The sequence below is a fragment of the Paenibacillus lacisediminis genome, assembly GCF_046567315.2.
In genome coordinates this window covers 72,365-90,473 of record NZ_JBKIAX020000018.1, presented here as the reverse complement: position 1 = coordinate 90,473, position 18,109 = coordinate 72,365, and the positions used below count along the sequence as shown (strand labels likewise).

The window sequence follows — 18,109 nt, the reverse complement described above, 5'->3', positions numbered from 1 at the left end:
GTCACTACTCATGAAAACTCACAAATCTATTCACCCATTTCCCGCTCGGATGGCTCCAGAAATAGCCTTCCATACACTTTCAAACTTCAAAGCTCCTAGTACAGTACTTGATCCGATGGTTGGATCAGGTACTGTACTACGAATTGCAAACTCTTTAGGGCATCACACAATAGGTTTTGACATGGATCCTTTGGCTGTTCTGATGTCAAAGGTCTGGGTTACTCCTATTCAAATTGAGGAATTATTAAATGAAACAGAACAAGTTGTAAAAGAAGCGAAGTTATTGTCCATGGACGATATAAACCTTAATTGGATAGACTCTGATACAGAGACATCTGAGTTCATAAATTTTTGGTTTGGTTCCAAGCAGATAGATGATCTACGTAGAATTTCATACTTGCTTCATAAAAGAAATGACTCTCTTGGCGATGCTTTAAAAATAGCACTAAGTAGAATAATCATTACAAAAGAAAATGGTGCAACCTTGGCAAGAGATGTATCTCATAGTCGCCCACATAGAGTTAAAACCGAATCTGACTATGATGTAATTACTGGATTTATAAATTCCGTAAAAAAACTATCAAAATCGATACTATCTTCTGAAACAAATAATCAAATACAAAGTGTGGTAGTATCTCGTACGGATGCACGTCAACTACCTCTTGAAAATAATTCTGTAGACTATGTCCTTACCTCACCACCGTACTTGAATGCGATAGATTATTTGAGAGGGCATAAATTAGCACTAGTTTGGTTAGGTTATAAAATTTCAGAACTTAGATCAATTCGCTCCTCATTAGTAGGTGCCGAAAAGAAATTATCATTAACTGAATATAAACACATTGATGAGTTACTTACACAAGTCACAGATTTTGATGCCATTTCAAATCGAATGAAGGGCATTATGCGAAGATACGTTTTTGATATGAGAAGTATAATTGCAGAAACTGCAAGAGTCCTACATAATAATAGCCTTGCTACGTTTATTGTAGGTAACTGCAACGTTAAAGGATCTTTCTTTAATACCGCTCGTTTAATAGAACTAATATCGGAAGAGAATAATTTTAGGCTAGTTGAAAATATTGAGCGTCCTTTAAACCCATCAAGAAGGTACTTACCTCCACCTCGAAATCAATTGGGTTCGTTAAACAAACGAATGTCAAGTGAATCTATTATAACAATTACTAAATGATAGTAAAAATCAGTGATAAAACTATCATTTAGCATATTTATACTTTTTCCCACATACTTGAACATTCTTTAGTTTGGATGCTATTCATAACCACCGGCTTAGCCGGTGGTTTCCATAACCCTAAGGACACATGGTACAAGTTAGCACCTCAAAGGCTCACTGAAAGCCTGCTGGACTGCGGGCAGTCTCGGGCTTGCCCCGTAAACGGGTCAAACAGTTGTTTCATGGTGAGTTGTTTATAGTTCTTGTCCTCTGTTAGTTGATTGCGAATTTATTCCTCGATCACTTTCTTGTTTCTGTCCACCATATCCACATATTATCCCCTGCACCAGAACTAGCGGTCCCCATATCGATACTTTAAATTGGCAAACTTATCGAAGATCATCAGTGAACTTTTCCCTTTTAGATACTCCATAAACCCCTACACACTTAGCCTCGGTGGGATACTTACCAGCATTTGAATCTGAGCCGCATATATTTCCGCTTCCAAGATCTCTTCTCCTTTTCACTCACATAGTGGATTGTTGCCCGGGCTATTGAAAGAATCCACGCCGCCAAACGGGTGGAATCGAACCTGACACTGGAATTTTGAAAATTCGCGGACTACAACATCGATGAGTAAATGGATGCGAACCAAAATGTTGTAGCATTATTTGAAGAAAGACGCAGTTTCTTCAAAACTCTATTTCACACTCTTTTCTCCAACAAAAAAATACAATTACTGCATCCAATTTATCCAAATGGTATAATAAAAAAATACCAAACACTCATAAATTGGAGGAGCTCATGAAAGCACTTGAATTGTTCGCCGGGGCAGGCGGACTGGCTCTCGGCACGGAAAAGGCTGGCTTTGAACACGTGGCAGTGGCTGAGTGGAATTCAGATGCATGTTCTACACTACGCTTAAATAGACCTTGGTGGAATATTATTGAAGGTGATGTTCGGAATCTTAATTATGCTGATTTTGGCCAAGACCTTGACCTCGTAGCTGGCGGACCACCTTGCCAACCTTTTTCTTTAGGTGGAAGACACCAAGCTTGGAATGACGAGCGAGACATGTTTCCTGAAGCGATTAGAGCCGTGCGTGAGATCCGACCAAGAGCATTTTTATTTGAAAATGTACGCGGACTGGCCAGACAATCTTTTTCCACGTACATCGAATATATCGTATTGCAACTTACTTATCCTTCTATAGCTCGAAAGAACAAAGAGTCTTGGCAAGATCACTTGAGCCGGCTTGAAAAGCACCATACCGGTACCGGAGGGAATAAACCAGAGTACAAAGTAATCCCTCCTAGAGTCCTGAATGCGGCTGATTACGGAATTCCACAACGTCGAGAACGCATTTTTTTCATAGGCTTTCGTGCTGATGTTGACGCCCAGTGGAGCTTTCCTGATGCCACTCATTCACAATACGCTCTACAAGTTGCTAAATGGGTGACAGGTGATTATTGGTCTGCAAGGGGAATTACCCCTACCCAAGCTCCACCTTCTACTAAAATGTTAGCAGGCTTATTCCAAATGACATTGGATAGCTTACTGGATCCATGGGCAACTCTACGAGATGCAATCAGTGATTTGCCGGACCCACTTTTAGAAACAAATATTGTGAATCATGTTTTCCAACCAGGTGCAAAGCCTTATCCCGGGCATACTGGAAGCGTTTTGGATGAACCCTCCAAGACACTTAAGGCTGGAGCACATGGAGTACCTGGGGGGGAAAATATGATCGCTTTTCCTGATGGATCCTATCGTTACTTGACAGTGAGAGAATCCGCTAGAGTGCAGACTTTTCCTGATGATTACATCTTCCAAGGCCCTTGGAGCGAAGCCATGAGACAAATTGGAAATGCGGTGCCCATGGAGCTAGCTGCCCAGGTCGCTAAGCAAATATATGATGCTTTAAAGCAGGCTGAACTACAAAAAAAACATTTGCAAAGGTGTGTTTAGAACGGTGCTGACTCCAGGCTTCGATGAATTTGAACTTGATCTTGAACTTGCTTTCAAACGAGATTTACCCCCTTTCATTGATAAAGTTGAAGCAGCACCCTTAACATACGATAATGTTGCGGCAATACCTGTAAAGAAAAATGGGGTCTACTTACTTATTCAAGACAATAAAGTTATGTACGTAGGCAAAACGGATTCACAAGCAGGATTTCAAAATCGATTGACACGTCATGCCACACACATCCAGCATCGTAAGAACCTCGATCCTGAGTCAATTTCTTTCAAAGCCATTGCTATCCCAGTCTTTAAAAATGCTGATCTTGAAAATATGCTAATTCAGCATTATAACGCTCCCTGGAATTACTCAGGCTTCGGAAGTAACGATCCTGGCAAGCAAAGAGATACACAGGAACCTGCAAATTTTGATAAACAATACCCCATTGATATCGATATTCCTTTAAGCTTTATACCGTCAGGAACATATGTATGTCTTGAATTATTAAAAGTATTATCTGCAAACCTGCCCTATACCTTTAGATTTGAAAGGAAGGCTTACCAAGATGAGCTTGAAATTCCAATTACCGTACCAATTGAAAATATAACGGTTAAAGAACTTTTAACATTAATTTTGAATCAATTACCTGTAGGTAAATGGCAAGCTACTGTTCTTTTAGGTAGAGTTATTCTGTATCGAGAGTTAAAAAACTATCCCTTCCATCAGTTAATTACGTATTCATAATCAATGGCAAAGTCCGAATCCTACACATAGGATTTCGGACTTTGTCTAATTTCACAGTTATTACTTACATCTATTAATGATGATTTACCATTTTTCTGCTTTAAACAATCAATGATGAACCGGCCTAAATCCTGTTTTGATAGCATTGTTTTCTTCTCCTTTGTTTAAGAACTTTCTCCATTCAGTATCCAACGTCTCTAAGTTCGGTCAGTTCCTTCATTGCTTGCTCTACGTTTTCGGTATGCTCATGGATCGCATTTTGTATGCCTACGGGATACTTTTCTCTAATCGAGCATTCCAATTCTTGAACTGTCACATATGTGTTAACGATATGCTGAATTTCACGGAATAAACAATATTTTCCAGAATCCCCAATTGATTGAGCATGCGGAATGATATTCATGAAACTGATCAATGGTTCCAAACAGCAAAACATCCGTTTCGCTAGGCTCCAAATGGTCCCTGCATACCCATGGCGTAGCCCCCCCCTTTTTTAATTAGTTTCACTTTACTCAATTTAAAAAAACGTTATCAGACCCAGTTACGTCTCACAAACTCGTCAGTTTGAGGTTCCTCCCACTCTTGGATAGCCTGGTTAAGTTCAACCCAAGAATTGCGTTTATAATGGGAAAGCAGGGTTGCATTTGAATGATCTAGAGGCTGCTCCAACACTATTCCAAAAGCTGATTTAATAATATTAATTAATCCGCTAGGGAGCTGACTGATTGTTTTTGGATTTATATATTCATATGCAGAATAAGATTTAGAAGAGCCTTTCTCATAATCATGAGGCATCTCAGCTTCAAATGTATGCTGAAAAACAAAACGGGAATTCTCTCTAATGTTAGCTAAAACCTCTAGTTTATGATTGATTGTTAATACCGCCTTTAGAGCTGCGGGAGTTCTTCTCTCCCCTTTAGAATTGAGCTCCATGATATCAAGATCATGTATAACTGTATAATTGACCCCGAAATTGTTAAGAACATTCATAACGACATACATAGTAGGTTTACCAGAGCAGTTTAAAACAGATGTTCTGTTATAAGTCTCCATATCCAAATAGCCTTCATTAACCAGTTTTTCTCCGATTAACTTAAGCGTAACTACTTCAGTATCACCTTCCACCAATATTACTTGGTCAGCAAAAAACGCCTCATTCACATATGGATTGAATTTCAATAAAGCTTGGAACTTTAGTTTTTCGTCTTCAGGTAATCCATAGATATCTGAATTGACTTGATGAATACAAACTTTCTTATCTTTATCCAAGGAAATTTTTGCTAATGTTCGATTTGGTTTTGAAAAATCAATAAAGTTAGGAGAATGTGAAGTGGCAATTATTTGAAAATAGTTTTCATCTGCTAGTGAATAGAGTGTGTCTTTAAAAATTCTTGAAATTTGAGGATGTAAATATAATTCAGGCTCTTCAATGGCAATAATTAGTTGTCTTGAATAAGTCGCTTTTTCTTTGTCTTCTTCAGGATATTTACTCTTAAATTTGCGGAACCCTTTTAAGATTGAAACAATGAAGGTTCTTTGTACACCGTTGCCTTGATACTCCAGTTCTGTTTCAATTCCATTGTAATTAAATAGCGGATTTATTGATGTGTTTACGATTTCATCTACTGGACTGACATTAACCTTAAAATTAACTTTGGTTGAAGTAACATCAGTAAGAAAGCTTTGGATCTCTGATTCAAAATACTTAACCTTCTCATCATTATGCTGATTAATTTTGTCCTGTAATACCCTCGTTTTTTCTTCTGCGTCTGTATATTCTTTTAACGAATGTATTATATTTTTATATAGAGTGGTTAATGTTTTCATGTTTTGTGAACTTGATTTAAGTTCATCACCAGCATCCTTTACTGCTGGGATGTATAGGATTTGCGGAAAAATATTAATGAAATGGGATGCGTTATTTCCTCCACCCATTTTACCATCCCATCCCTCATTCTCGAGATCGTGGGTTGGTTCTCCCGTTATTTTGGCTGCTCTTTCCACATCTTTTCCATAATTATAAATGGCTCGTACTATAAAGCTATTTGTAGCTTCATGTAGCGAGGCTCTCAAACCATGCATAGCTGATTCTTGTTCGGTTATGTCAGTAAATGTAGCGTGAAAAGAAATCGGTTCATTTGTATCGTGGTTATAATAATATTGGTACTCCAATTTTTTACTTGCTGATCCGAACTGTTGTAGCGCTTGTAATATAGTACTTTTGCAACAGTTGTTAGGGCCAATAATTACAGATATATTTTCTGTATTTATTGTTAGCTCCTTTATTCCTTTATAGTTCCTTATTGTGAATTTAGTTAACTTCATTATAATTCGCCTCACAATATAAGATTTTTAGCTTAATTCGATATAAGTAGCCAGTATTCCTTTTTTTCAAAAATAATCCTCTACTGTAGAACGTTTCAAATGTGAGATAATTGGGGGGATGTGTAGTTTTGAGCTATGAGGAACTTTTAAAGAGTATATGTAACCAACAGGGTTTTCAAAAGTGTAAGTTCGCCTCCAAATGTAGTATTAGAAAAAAGCGGCCTTAAATAAAAGGCCACTTTTTTGTTCGTTCTTATTTAAAGGCAGGATAATTAGTCTAGTCTCTCTGCGTTAAGTACAACATAGGTAATCATTGTTTAAAACAAGGTATTAACGAAACTACTCAAAACTTTCAGTTGTTATTTTCACTCCATGTTTATCAACATCAATTTGATTAACTATTTTATAGAATTTATTATTTAAACCGGAGTTTGAAATGAATTCAATTATCACAAAATTTCTCCCCTCTTTTAAATACTTCAGTGAATTTAAATCGTACTTGTAATCATATTTACTTATGTTAGATACTAGAGCGGTTTCTTGGCTTTTCTTTACTTCTTTATCTATTACGTTAAGCCAGGAGAAGTTACTATTTGATCCGGGCTTCTCAGTTACCTCAACGAAAGAATGATTAAAATCTGATTCATTAACAATTATTTGTTTTGTAAGATTTGTATTACTATTTTTGTCTAATGAATAAAAAGATACACTGATTTTATCTGGAACTGAGCTTCTGAAGTGGAATTTAATTGGGAGATTAGAACTACTCGCAAAATCAATTTTAAATACTGATTTTTGATGAGCTCCCATGGCTACAAAAATAGTGCAAAACATAAAAAAAGTCACGATTAGCCATACAGATAATGCTACTCCATTAATTTTGAAAAAATTGGCTATTTTCTTGTGGTTAATTAATTTTCTGGATTTAGGGACAATAATTATCACTAAAAAGATTAATAAAGTAAAGAAAAATAATCCAAATATAATATAATTTTTTACTATAAAACCTATCACGATTATAGATGCAATAGTTATTAGCATTGAAGAGGTTATATAAAGTCTAATCAATCTGAATAAAAAGGCATAAGATTTGTCAGCATTTTGAATAATCTTTTTAGATTCATTGTTTGTTTTATAAATATGATTTAAAGCAAGTAGTTCACAATAACAATACCATCCAGCATAACCCAAAATTAATACTCCAGTAGAAAGCATACCGGAAGCTAGGATATGCTCAGAATTAAAAAAAGATTGTAAATATATCTTTGTGGTCAGAGTATTTAATATCGCTCCTAATGCTTTTATGTAAAAGAGAGATAGACCTCCTAGAATAGCAGTCATTAGAACTAATCTGCTGACTCTATCAGAGAAGGACAAACTGTCTATTCTATTATAACCTCTTCTATTATTTCTTTTATTATTTTTTCTATTATTCATCTGCATCCTCCCGTCTTTAATTAAAATATACGAAGTTGTAAATATTGGGTTTCAATTTTATAGATGGCCATGTTCCTCTTCCATAGTAATAATAACACTCAGTGGAGATCCATTCCGGTGACCGGGAGTTCCTAGGGTGACACCAAAACTGTCACTACACCCGTAGAAGCCATGTGGCGTTGCCTTCGGACAGGGGTTCGACTCCCCTCACCTCCATACCGAAAATGAATGAAATAACAGCTAAATGCCGCTCTCGATTCGTTTTTATGCAAATAATCTCGGAGGAACCGCAGTATTACAAGTTAAATAAACTTCGGACACTGCGTATCGGGTTTAACCCTCCCTCAATATGTCACTAGAGCATCGTCGCGCAGCCGAATTCGTTCATCGGTTCAAAAAGTCTAAAAATTTATAAGGAACAAAATGGTGATTGTACGATATAATTTTATTAAATTTATTCTTTTATAGAGAGGCTCGAACCATGGAAGAACACACAATATCTACTGTTTCACAATACTTAGAACTCATTAGAGAAAATGACTATTATCATTTTATATTTCGTGGGCAAAATGAAGCTTATGGAGGCATACAAGCAAGTGGTTTTAGACCGTACAAAGGAGGATGGTATACAGATACTTTTTATGATATTGAGGGAATGAAGAAAGAGTATTACAACAAAGTCATAAGAAAACTTTCTTTAGACGAACGACAGCATTTTTTAGCTTTTTGCCAACATCATGGATTACCTACTAATGTAGTTGATTTTACAAGATCACCGTTAGTCGCTTTATTTTTTGCATGTAGCGAAAAAAAACAACCTGATAAAAAAGAAACAAATGCTTATGCTGAAATATATTTAATTGATAAAAATAGGTTAATTGATATTACAGATTTACTTGTAAAATATAACAATCAGAACTTTTTTGAAATTCTTGTTGAGAATGTAGATGTCCAAAAAGAAATACTTATGAAAATTGAACAACTATTTCTTGAGAACAAAGGAGAATTTATACATTGGATCAAAAATCTGATCGATTGTTATGAAAAGAATCGTTTAGATATTTATGGTGACTCTAGCTTAAATACAAATGAAGATGATGAGCTTGATTCAGAGGAAATCTCGGGAGAATACTATAGTCTTGTTGATTTTAAAGATAAAATTAAAAATGATGGAACAAAAGCCCTAAACGAACTATATATTTATGTTTTAAATGAGATTGAAGATGAAACTATCACTCACAATGAATATTATTATTTAGAAGATTGGGAATATAGTTACCATTGTGATGAATCTGTAGGTGCAAAAATATATATGGCATTATTGATAAATCTCTTACAAATCCTTATTAATATAAAAGAGAGGATTGATATAAGACTGGATATATATTTTACCTATCAACCCCCAGAGTTGTTCGATAGGATAGCAAGCCAAAAAGGACTGTTTATTTACCAACCCTATTTGTATGATGTAGAAGATGTATATAAATATGGTGTTTTGAATTACCAGTCCATTATTCCAGATATCACTATTAAGGTTGAAAATTATAGCAACATACTGAAGGAACTAAATTTCTTAGGCATAAACCTAGAAAGTATATATGGTGATTTTGATAATATAGCAAAATCAATTAAGTTCAACAATGACTTGCTTCTGCTGAAAAGGAAAGAGGGTAAAAACCATCACTTATGAGAATACGGTTGATTGCCAATGCTTAATTAAGCTTGCTTTATATAATTATGCCCTGATGAATGAAAAGAAATCATGGAGAGCTACCGGTTTTGTTGAATTTGGTCAAATATAATCGGTACCTCCAAGGATTCATACTGCTCCTTCTCCTACAACTTTCTACTCTCGTTTACCTTTCACAAAAGAAATCTTATAGTAAGGTCTCTGACTTCCATATTGAGCAACTTAGGGAAAGGGAACACATCGAAAAACCAAGGGATGATCAAAGAAGTCAGCATGTCGATCAAATGCAGTCTTTTGAACAAAATGTACTGCGGAACAATCATCACTTGAATCGGGATCCTGGGTAGTCATGACATCACACAAACCAAAAAGGAGCTAAGCGCAAATCGCACTCTGGCGAACGCGTACGCAGCCATTAGCGAAGACATGACCCCTCCAAGCGAGCCGATGACGGCAACGACGGTAGAGTTCCAAGGAAACTCGCCGAAGGAAACGTCGCCCCCCCTTCCAACCTGAAAGTAATTTTCAATGGCTCCCCAATCACGGGGAAAAGGCGAATACGAGTTCACGAAGATTTCGCTATTGTCTTTGAATGAGCTGGCCACGGACCAAATTAAAGGGTAAATCATAAGGATGCCCAGGATCGTCATTACAAAGTGAAATGATATGGCATTCCAGGGAACGTATATAATTTTTCAAATTGCTTATAAAAAAACTTGACTACCCCCTTAGGGGTTAGCTCATTATTGTTTTGAGGTGATAAAATGCTTATCAATGAAGCCTGTAAAAGAAGCAATCTTACGAAAAAAGCAGTGGAATATTACGAGGCCAAGGGGCTAATTTCTCCTGAAATTCTTGAGAATGGTTATCGGGATTATAGCGAAGCAGACATACTTACTCTCAAAGAAATATCGGTGTTGAGAAAGTGCGGAATAAGCGTTACGGATATTAAAATATATTGTGTAGCAAAAATAAATCCGCTGCATTGGCAAGGTGTAAGTATGTTACGGAAATTAGGTTGCAACGGCTTCAAACGATTCAGCAATGTATGGAAAATCTGATTCGTAGTTACGATGTTGAAAGAGAGTTTGACTATTTGCGAGCTCATGATGAAAATTTGCTCACTATAAAAGAAAGGCTTGTATTGGCTTTTCCCGGTAACTATGGACTATTCTTGTCTTTGCATTTTGGCAGATTCTTGGACGGAATTATTGATACCGATGAAAAGCGCAAAGCCTACAATGAAATCATCAATTATCTTGATGATGTGGAATTGCATTTGCCTCCAGAGCTATCTGAGTACTTGGAAGAAATTTTTACGTTGAACGAAAGACTTGATGTTGTACAACTTGAGAACACAACAAATAAAGCTATGGCTGAAATGCTAAATAATACGGAAAATTATTTAGCCCAACACCATCAAGATATAGAAGAATATCATGCTTATCTGAAGTCAGACGAATTTTTAAATTCTCCCATAGCAACCATGCAAAAAAAGCTGCGCGACTTCCAAAAACAGAGCGGCTACTATGAACGGTTAGTCAATAATATGAAAGTACTTAGTCCACATTATGCAGAATATCTTGCAGAGATAGAAATTGCAAACGAGCAATTTTTTCGCGCGTTCCCCCAATCTGAATCGGAGTAACATTATTTTAACTTCCTTATCAAACTTTGTTATCACTATGTGAATACTCTTTTCAGTTTCTCAGATATAATTTTTATTGTGCAAGGAGAAAGGGGTACATAGAGTTGAAGAATGAAATGAATCGTACGCTTTTGAAAGGGGAGGTGCTATAGTGCGCCGGATATCGCTTATTGGTTTGTCTTTTGCTTTTTGCTTGATCCTGTTGGCGGCGTGTTCCAATCCAAACCCTGCCGGTCAGGAAACGACCGGGAGCGCGGCGAACAATCCCCAAAGCGAAGCACCGGGAAACGAATTGACCGAGCAAGATATGAAGCTGGGCCAACTGGCCATTGGGCAGACGATGGACAAGGTCCGGGAATTGTTGGGTGAGCCTTCCGAGGAAACGATAGCGCATGGCATCGGAGATCCCGAATGGATCTATAAAGATAAAGGCGTTGAGATCGATGGAGGAGGATATGTCTGGGGGATCCACGCGACAAGTCCCTTCTCGGGGGTCACACCCAGAAACATTGGTATAGGCAGCACGGTGGATGAAGTAAAAAAAGCCTACCCCGCTATTGAACCCTCGCCATTAGATGAAGGAATTTTAATTCAAAAATCAACGGACAACAAATATATGCTCCAGTTTTCCATAAAGGACGACAAAGTGGCCTTTATCGTGTTGGTCCAAGACCTTGTTATCAAATGATGTATAAGAAAAGGGGTTGTCCCTAGAGTCAAGTTTATGACCGTTTGGGACAACCCCTTAATGTATGTAGTTATTTGGCAGGTCGGCGTATCCTACATCTTTTTATGGAGATGAGCTGCATTCGAGTTTTACAAATACCCTTTAATTACCCTATCTTGGATCGAGGAGTGTTAACTATGAGAAAGATGAATAAGAAAATGGTAGTCCTTATATTAGCTGTTTTCGTTTTGATAACTGGTACAAATGTATATGCGAGTGATACTCTTTCTTCTCTTTTTCCAACTATAAGTCCAAACACCAAGATTGTGTGAACGCAGTTCAAGATCGTTTAACTCAATCATGGACTAAAGGACGGGAAATAATACTAGGAAGGGAAGCGGATAAGGCATTTGCAACAAGTAGTGACATCAGTAAAGACGAAGATTTGTCAAATTGGACATTTTTTAATGTTACTCAACTTCATGATGAGCTATCCTCTTTTTCTAAACAAGGACGATCTTCTTTTCTCGAAGCTTTTTATAGTGAGGAGAGAAAAAATAATCTTGACGTAGGCGATTATATGCCAGCCTTACTTATAAATCCCGATAAATCACAAGCTTTGGTGTATTGGGAAAAAGCCAATGGTTCTTACGTCGTGATGGATTTGAAAACTATAAGCGATGACTCTAATTCCTGGTATGTAGATGGAGTCGAAATTGAGACCCCTTAAATAGACAGTTCCCGATCGCTACGGACAATCCAGGAAGCCTAGCCAGCATCGTAGAAAAAGCCCCTCGTGCCCAAATTCTTCAACAGACTTGATCATGGCGTTAATATATCGCTCTTCAATGACCCCCTCTTTTACTAGTGGCAATGCAACCTTCGCGAAATTTAATCAAACCCAAAACAGAACAAAGACCGCCTCGCAGCCCCTGCGGCGTTAATCCGCAACAGCTGTGAGCGGCCCTCATTCCAAATTCGATCACTAAACCTCCCCGTCCTCCAACAATTCCGCCACCACGCCAGGCTGCTTCATCCAGGCGGAGATTCGTTCGAAGTCGGCGGACAGCGCACGGTCCTGGTCCAGGAAAGCCACCTGCTCGCGAAGCCGGTCATAGATTCGCTTCGTCCCTGTTCCCAGGAGCGACGGGTTGCGGAAATCGACGGCTTGAGCGGCGCAGACCAGCTCCACCGCCAGGACTTTATAAGCGTTGTTCACAATCTGCGCCGCTTTACGGGCTCCGATCGTGCCCATGCTGACATGATCCTCCTGGTTGCCGGAGGAGGGAATGGAGTCGACGCTGGCCGGATGGGCGAGCGATTTGTTTTCGGACACGATCGCCGCCGCCGCGTACTGGGCGATCATAAAGCCCGAATTTACGCCGCCGTCCTTGGCGAGAAACGCCGGAAGGCCCTCATTCAAATGCGGATTGACCAGACGTTCCGTGCGGCGTTCCGAAATGTTGGCCAGTTCGGAGACACAGATGGACAGATAATCCATCGCCAGGGCGATCGGCTGGCCGTGGAAATTGCCGCCGGAGATGACCCGTTCCGTCTCCGGGAAGATCAACGGATTATCCGTCGCAGAGTTCAGCTCGATTTCCAGCTTTGCGGCGGCATAGGTCAAAGTATCCCTGCTCGCTCCGTGCACCTGCGGAACACAGCGCAGCGAATAGGCGTCCTGCACCCGGATTTCGCCCTGGTTCGTTATAAGCCGGCTGCCTTCGATCAATCGCCGGATATTGGCGGCCACCTCTTGTTGGCCTTGATGGGGACGGATGTCGTGCGTTTCCGCCGCAAACGCGTCCCGTACGCCGAGCAGCGCTTCACAGGTCAAGGCGGCCGCGCCATCGGCCCATTTGGACAGCTGAATCGCATCCCAGCAGCTCAGGGCGCCGACAGCCGTCATCACCTGCGTCCCGTTGATCAGCGCCAGCCCTTCTTTCGCTTCCAGGGTCATGACCGGGATACCGGCAAGCTCCATCGCGTCCCGGCCGGACATGCGCCTGCCCTGATAAAAAGCCTCGCCTTCTCCGATGATCACCAGCGCCAGATGCGACAACGGAGCCAGGTCGCCGCTCGCGCCCAGCGACCCCTGCTCGGGGATCACCGGCACCACGTTTTTGTTCAGCATCTCGACCATCGTACCAACGAGCGCCACCCGGATGCCGGAATAGCCAAGCGCCAGGGCGTTGACGCGCAGGAGCAAAATCGCCCGCACGATCTCCTCCGCAAACGGATTCCCCATGCCGCAGGCGTGGCTGCGGATCAGATTCGTCTGCAGCCGGATCGTGTCCTCCGCGGAGATGTATTTGTCGCTGAACTTGCCGAATCCCGTCGTTAATCCGTAGACGACCCGCTTCTCCCGAAGCAGCTTTTCCACAAAATTCCGGCTTTGCTCCATACGCGAGACGCTCTCGCCGCTTAATTTGACGGGAACCTTGTACCGGGCAACCCGGACCACATCTTCCAAAGTTAAGGCGCTGCCCGTAATTTCAATATTGGACATTGTGATCTGGTTCATCGTTTCTACCTCCATTTATATAGAAAAAAGAAAAAGCCCATACCAAAAAAAACGGTACAGGCTTCTATTGACTAATTAGCTAAACACCCGAGTTCAACTGAGGTGACGCATTTTATTTTACTTTAAATTCGAATTCAAAAAGTCGAATAACCTCTTTAAATATGGTTAAATCCGAATCCGATCGCTTCATGCTCGTATCCCTTTTTCGGCGCCCCGATCGTTCCGTATACGGCCACGGAAATCCATTCTCCGCTAAGCTCGATATTGTCGGCCATCTTGCCGCGGACGATCGAAAACGTCAAACCGACGGTCCGCAAAATATCGCCAAACTGCAGCGTGCCGCGGCACAACCCTTGCACCGCTTCGATAATCGCGTGATACAGCGCATGCACTTCGCGGTAATAGACTTCGTCAATGATCTTGTTTTGCTTGGCCGCCGTCTCGATGGCCGTAATCACTTTGACCAGATCCATCGCGCCGACTCTGCCGACCGTGTAACGGTATCCATTGTCCTTCAGGTCCCGTTCGATCGATTCCTTCCAGGGGTGGTTTTGCAGCACGGCCAGCATGATCGCCATTTTGCCGATCGGGAACTGCGTTCCCGGCTCCTCCGCGGGTTTCATAGGCTCCCTCCGTCCTTTCGCAGCAGTACGATGCGGTCCGATCTCCAGGTGACCGTGATTTGATCCTCTTCCCGTGTGTGAATGTCGTCATCGGGATGAACGTCCATCTCCAGCGTTTCGCCGCTCGCCAGGCGCAAGGTATAGCGGATGACGGACCCGAGGAAGCTCTTGTCGCTAACGATGCCCTCGCATACGTTGGGTGCGGCGGAAGAAGCTCCGGAGGGAGCGGGTTTGATATTTTCCGGCCGGATTAAGACCGTGGCTTTATCCCCCCTCTTCCATTGTATTCCGTTTGGTTCGCTTTTGATCCTCATATTGGAGGAAACGGAAACCTCGACATAGCCGTCCTCTACCGCCTCCACCAATCCGTCGAACAGATTGGCTTGCCCGACAAATTCCGCCGCAAATTGCGTTTCCGGATGGCTATAAAGCTCCCTCGGCACCGTGATCTGTTCGATTCGCCCTTTGTTCATGACCGCGATCCGATCCGAAATGACCAGCGCCTCTTCCTGATCATGCGTGACATAAATTCCTGTGATGTCCAGCTTCTTCAACAAATGTCGGATTTCCACGCGCGTCTGTTCGCGCAGCTTCTCGTCGAGATTGCTCAGCGGCTCGTCAAACAGCATCACGCGCGGGTTGACAATCAGCGCCCGGGCCAGCGACACGCGCTGCTGCTGTCCGCCCGACAACTGCTTCGGATAGCGCTCCTCCGCGTTTTCCAGCTGGACGATGCTCAGAACCTCCTGCGCTTTCTTTCTCAGCACGGCTTTGTCCTTGATTTTTCTCGTTTTCAAACCGAACACGACATTTTCATACACCGTCAAATGCGGAAAAAGGGCATAGTTTTGAAAGACCATGGCAATGTCCCGTTTATAAGGCGGCACCTGCGTCACGTCTTCTCCGGCAATGCGGATCTGGCCGCTGGATGGCGTAAACAATCCGGCAATCATGCGCAGTGTGGTCGTCTTTCCGCATCCGCTTGGCCCAAGCAGCGTCACGATCTCGCCTTTATCGATCCGCAGGCTGACATCGTCGACGGCTCTGAAGGACCCGTAATCCTTCACGATATTTTTCAACTCTACTTGGATGCTCAATGGGCAACCTCCCCTACTCTGTAATTGATGGGTTCATCAATACATTTTTCCGACACCGATGAACTTTTCCGTGAAGTAGATGACCAGAAACGAGATCAGAATAAAGACGGTCGAAAAGGCGGAAATCATGGGCGTGTAGTTTTCAGAGATATAGGAATACAGGCGCAGCGGGTAGGTGATGGTCCGGGCGTCCGACAGGAACATGACGATAACCGCCTCGTCGAACGCGACGACAAACGCGAACACCGCGCCGGCGATAATTCCCCGTTTGGCCATGGACAGGGTCACCTTGAACAAGGTGCGGAGCGGGGTCGCGCCAAGCACCAGCGCCGCTTCCTCGATGCTGGCGTCCATACCGTACAGCGACGCGGATACCGTCCGGATGACATAGGAAACCTGAATGATGCTGTAGGACAAAATTAGCGCCGCGAGCGTATTGATCGAACCGATGCCCGAATAAAACTGCAGGAAGGCCACCGCGCTTACCACGGTCGGAACGACAACCGGCGATAGAAAAATCGTCTCGATCCACTCCTTCGCCCTGCCGCTCGTCTTCCAGAAGTACAGGCTAGCCATCGTGCCGATGACGGTGGAAATGCAAGTGCTGACCGCCCCGATCAGCAGGCTGACCTTGATCGATTTAAAAAAATCGGCGTTGCCCAGCGCTTCCGGAAACCACTTGAGCGTAAAACCCTGCGGCGGAAAAACGACGTAATTGGTGTCGCTGAACGACGTCATCACGACGATGGCGAGCGGCAGCATCAGGAAAATGTAGACGAACGAGCGAAAAAGGGTACCGACCACCGCGTAAAATTTCATATCCCGCACCCCCTAATAGTTCGTGTTTGAACTACCTCTACTGCGTTAGTTTGGTATCTTTGGAGTATTTCCGTACTCCGACGACAATCAGCAAAGAGGCCGCCAGCAGAATGACCGCGATCGCCGCGGCAAATGACCAATCGTATACAAACAGCGCCTGTTGATAGATCAATGTCGTCATGACGAGGATTTTGCCACTGCCCAGCATCATCGGTACGATAAACGCCGCGGTATTCAGCGAAAACACCAGCAAAGCGCCGGAGACAACGCCGGGCAGGGTGAGCGGAAAAACCACCTTGAAGAAGGTTCCAAGGAAACCCGCGCCAAACACATAGGACGCGTCTTCCAGGCTGCGGTCGACATTTTCAATGGGACTGATTAAAGTCATAATCATAAACGGAAGGCCGACATGCACCAATCCGATCAGTACGCCCGCGTAATTGCCGACGAGCGACAGCGGCTGCAAAATCGTCAGCCAGCCGAAGATGCGGATCGTGATCGATACCCAGAGCGGGAAGACGACACACGCGGTCGCGAAGCTCCTTGCTTTGCCCGTCATTCTCGCAATCTTGTAGGCGACGGGATAACCCATCACAATGCAAATCAACGTGGAGACCAGCCCCAGTCCAAGCGTTTGCCCCAATATTTTCAGATAAAAGGGATCGGTCAGAAAACGCGCGTAGCTTGCCAAGGAAAGCTCGCCTGCCGAGCCCGAGGTATCGGACTCGAACAGGCTCATATAAAGCAGCTTAACCAACGGAATCAGGAAAAACAGCGTTAAAAACAGCAGCGGAACCGCGATAAACCATTTATTTACGTAAGTCCATTTTTTCTCGGAACGCCGTTTGAGGGAGGCTCTCGCAGCGACTGTCGTATTTTCCATCGATTATTCCTCCATCCCATCCGGATGCGGGCGGCCGGGGATTACTTCGCTTTCTTCTGGAAGCCCATCGAAACGCCCCACGGGAAAATCATGTCCACCCACATATGCGCCCGGTTGATATACATCAGCATCTCATCCGTATACTCGCGGAACTCTTCTTTCGTTCCTAGCGAATCCAGTCCGGTAATAAATTCCTTCATCAGATTCGAGCTGTCCGTCAGGCCGACAAAATCGAGAAACTCCATTTTATAGGTGAGCATCTCTTTACCGACGGTCAGGATGCCCTGGAGATCAACCGTGTCTTTTCTGGAGCTTTCGCGCAGCCCCCACAAAATTTCGTCGCTCAGGGAGCGCATTTCAGATTCGGCAAACATCAGCACGGTAAAATATTGGCCGTACACGCTTGTCCCGCGCGGAATATCCCCGACGGAAATCCGCTTGACTTCATCCGGCATCTCAAACCAGATCGCCTGGCGGGCCGCTTTGATTTTTTCCTTCGTTATTTTCCAGTCCAT

General features: G+C 42.5%; 17 protein-coding genes and 1 pseudogene. 8 read left to right on the top strand and 10 right to left on the bottom strand.

Translation table 11 applies throughout. The features are described 5' to 3' along the window. The first annotated feature begins 10 nt into the window (after nt 1-10). Entirely contained in the window at nt 11-1,192 is a 1,182-nt protein-coding gene (locus ACLD72_RS26340) for a hypothetical protein (protein WP_411001449.1), read from the top strand. A 148-nt stretch (nt 1,193-1,340) separates the two neighbouring features. Here ACLD72_RS26340 and tnpA read toward each other — a convergent pair. Then, a pseudogene (gene tnpA, locus ACLD72_RS26335) lies at nt 1,341-1,697 on the bottom strand (IS200/IS605 family transposase); the annotation flags it as partial. A gap of 281 nt (nt 1,698-1,978) precedes the next feature. Here tnpA and ACLD72_RS26330 point away from each other — a divergent pair. Continuing rightward, nucleotides 1,979-3,142, top strand: coding sequence for a DNA cytosine methyltransferase (locus ACLD72_RS26330; RefSeq protein WP_411001450.1), 1,164 nt, complete (start codon nt 1,979-1,981; stop codon nt 3,140-3,142). A 4-nt stretch (nt 3,143-3,146) separates the two neighbouring features. Beyond that, a complete protein-coding gene (locus ACLD72_RS26325) occupies nt 3,147-3,881 on the top strand; it encodes a GIY-YIG nuclease family protein (RefSeq protein WP_411001451.1) in 735 nt (244 codons plus the stop codon). A gap of 181 nt (nt 3,882-4,062) precedes the next feature. Here ACLD72_RS26325 and ACLD72_RS26320 read toward each other — a convergent pair whose 3' ends face one another. The 3 genes from ACLD72_RS26320 to ACLD72_RS26310 form a co-directional block, all read right to left on the bottom strand. Next, a complete protein-coding gene (locus ACLD72_RS26320) occupies nt 4,063-4,284 on the bottom strand; it encodes a hypothetical protein (RefSeq protein WP_458476230.1) in 222 nt (73 codons plus the stop codon). Nucleotides 4,285-4,412: 128 nt separating this feature from the next. Then, entirely contained in the window at nt 4,413-6,206 is a 1,794-nt protein-coding gene (locus ACLD72_RS26315) for an ATP-dependent nuclease (protein WP_411001453.1), read from the bottom strand. A gap of 339 nt (nt 6,207-6,545) precedes the next feature. Continuing rightward, nucleotides 6,546-7,643: a hypothetical protein gene (locus ACLD72_RS26310; protein ID WP_411001454.1), complete on the bottom strand. Its 1,098-nt coding sequence runs from the start codon at nt 7,641-7,643 to the stop codon at nt 6,546-6,548. 481 nt (nt 7,644-8,124) lie between these two features. Here ACLD72_RS26310 and ACLD72_RS26305 point away from each other — a divergent pair, with 481 nt between their 5' ends. From ACLD72_RS26305 to ACLD72_RS26285, 5 genes are all read left to right on the top strand, one after another. Beyond that, nucleotides 8,125-9,333 carry an FRG domain-containing protein gene (locus ACLD72_RS26305; RefSeq protein WP_411001455.1) on the top strand — a complete coding sequence of 403 codons (1,209 nt, stop codon included), beginning with the start codon at nt 8,125-8,127 and terminating at the stop codon, nt 9,331-9,333. A gap of 764 nt (nt 9,334-10,097) precedes the next feature. Further along, nucleotides 10,098-10,394, top strand: a complete 297-nt coding sequence (locus ACLD72_RS26300) for a MerR family transcriptional regulator (protein WP_411001456.1) — start codon at nt 10,098-10,100, stop codon at nt 10,392-10,394. After that, on the top strand, nt 10,382-10,981 hold the full coding sequence (locus ACLD72_RS26295; RefSeq protein ID WP_411001457.1) for a hypothetical protein: 600 nt from the start codon (nt 10,382-10,384) through the stop codon (nt 10,979-10,981). The genes ACLD72_RS26300 and ACLD72_RS26295 overlap by 13 nt, the downstream gene beginning before the upstream one ends. 193 nt (nt 10,982-11,174) lie before the next feature. Continuing rightward, on the top strand, nt 11,175-11,669 hold the full coding sequence (locus ACLD72_RS26290; RefSeq protein WP_458476229.1) for a hypothetical protein: 495 nt from the start codon (nt 11,175-11,177) through the stop codon (nt 11,667-11,669). Nucleotides 11,670-11,976: 307 nt separating this feature from the next. After that, nucleotides 11,977-12,378: a hypothetical protein gene (locus ACLD72_RS26285; RefSeq protein ID WP_411001459.1), complete on the top strand. Its 402-nt coding sequence runs from the start codon at nt 11,977-11,979 to the stop codon at nt 12,376-12,378. Nucleotides 12,379-12,633: 255 nt separating this feature from the next. On the opposite strand, the gene hutH is transcribed toward ACLD72_RS26285, so the two are convergent. From hutH to ACLD72_RS26255, 6 genes are all read right to left on the bottom strand, one after another. Further along, the gene (hutH, locus tag ACLD72_RS26280) at nt 12,634-14,172 is read right to left on the bottom strand and encodes a histidine ammonia-lyase (RefSeq protein ID WP_411001460.1); all 1,539 of its coding nucleotides are present in this window, start codon (nt 14,170-14,172) and stop codon (nt 12,634-12,636) included. A 155-nt stretch (nt 14,173-14,327) separates the two neighbouring features. Next, nucleotides 14,328-14,795, bottom strand: coding sequence for a hut operon transcriptional regulator HutP (gene hutP, locus ACLD72_RS26275; protein ID WP_251593428.1), 468 nt, complete (start codon nt 14,793-14,795; stop codon nt 14,328-14,330). Beyond that, nucleotides 14,792-15,892, bottom strand: coding sequence for an ABC transporter ATP-binding protein (locus ACLD72_RS26270; RefSeq protein ID WP_251593429.1), 1,101 nt, complete (start codon nt 15,890-15,892; stop codon nt 14,792-14,794). The genes hutP and ACLD72_RS26270 overlap by 4 nt, the downstream gene beginning before the upstream one ends. 36 nt (nt 15,893-15,928) lie before the next feature. Continuing rightward, complete coding sequence (locus ACLD72_RS26265; protein ID WP_251593430.1) at nt 15,929-16,711, bottom strand: ABC transporter permease; 783 nt, start codon at nt 16,709-16,711, stop codon at nt 15,929-15,931. Between the two features lie 37 nt (nt 16,712-16,748). Continuing rightward, nucleotides 16,749-17,594, bottom strand: a complete 846-nt coding sequence (locus ACLD72_RS26260; RefSeq protein WP_411001461.1) for an ABC transporter permease — start codon at nt 17,592-17,594, stop codon at nt 16,749-16,751. Nucleotides 17,595-17,635: 41 nt separating this feature from the next. Next, complete coding sequence (locus ACLD72_RS26255) at nt 17,636-18,109, bottom strand: cucumopine synthase-related protein (protein ID WP_251593432.1); 474 nt, start codon at nt 18,107-18,109, stop codon at nt 17,636-17,638.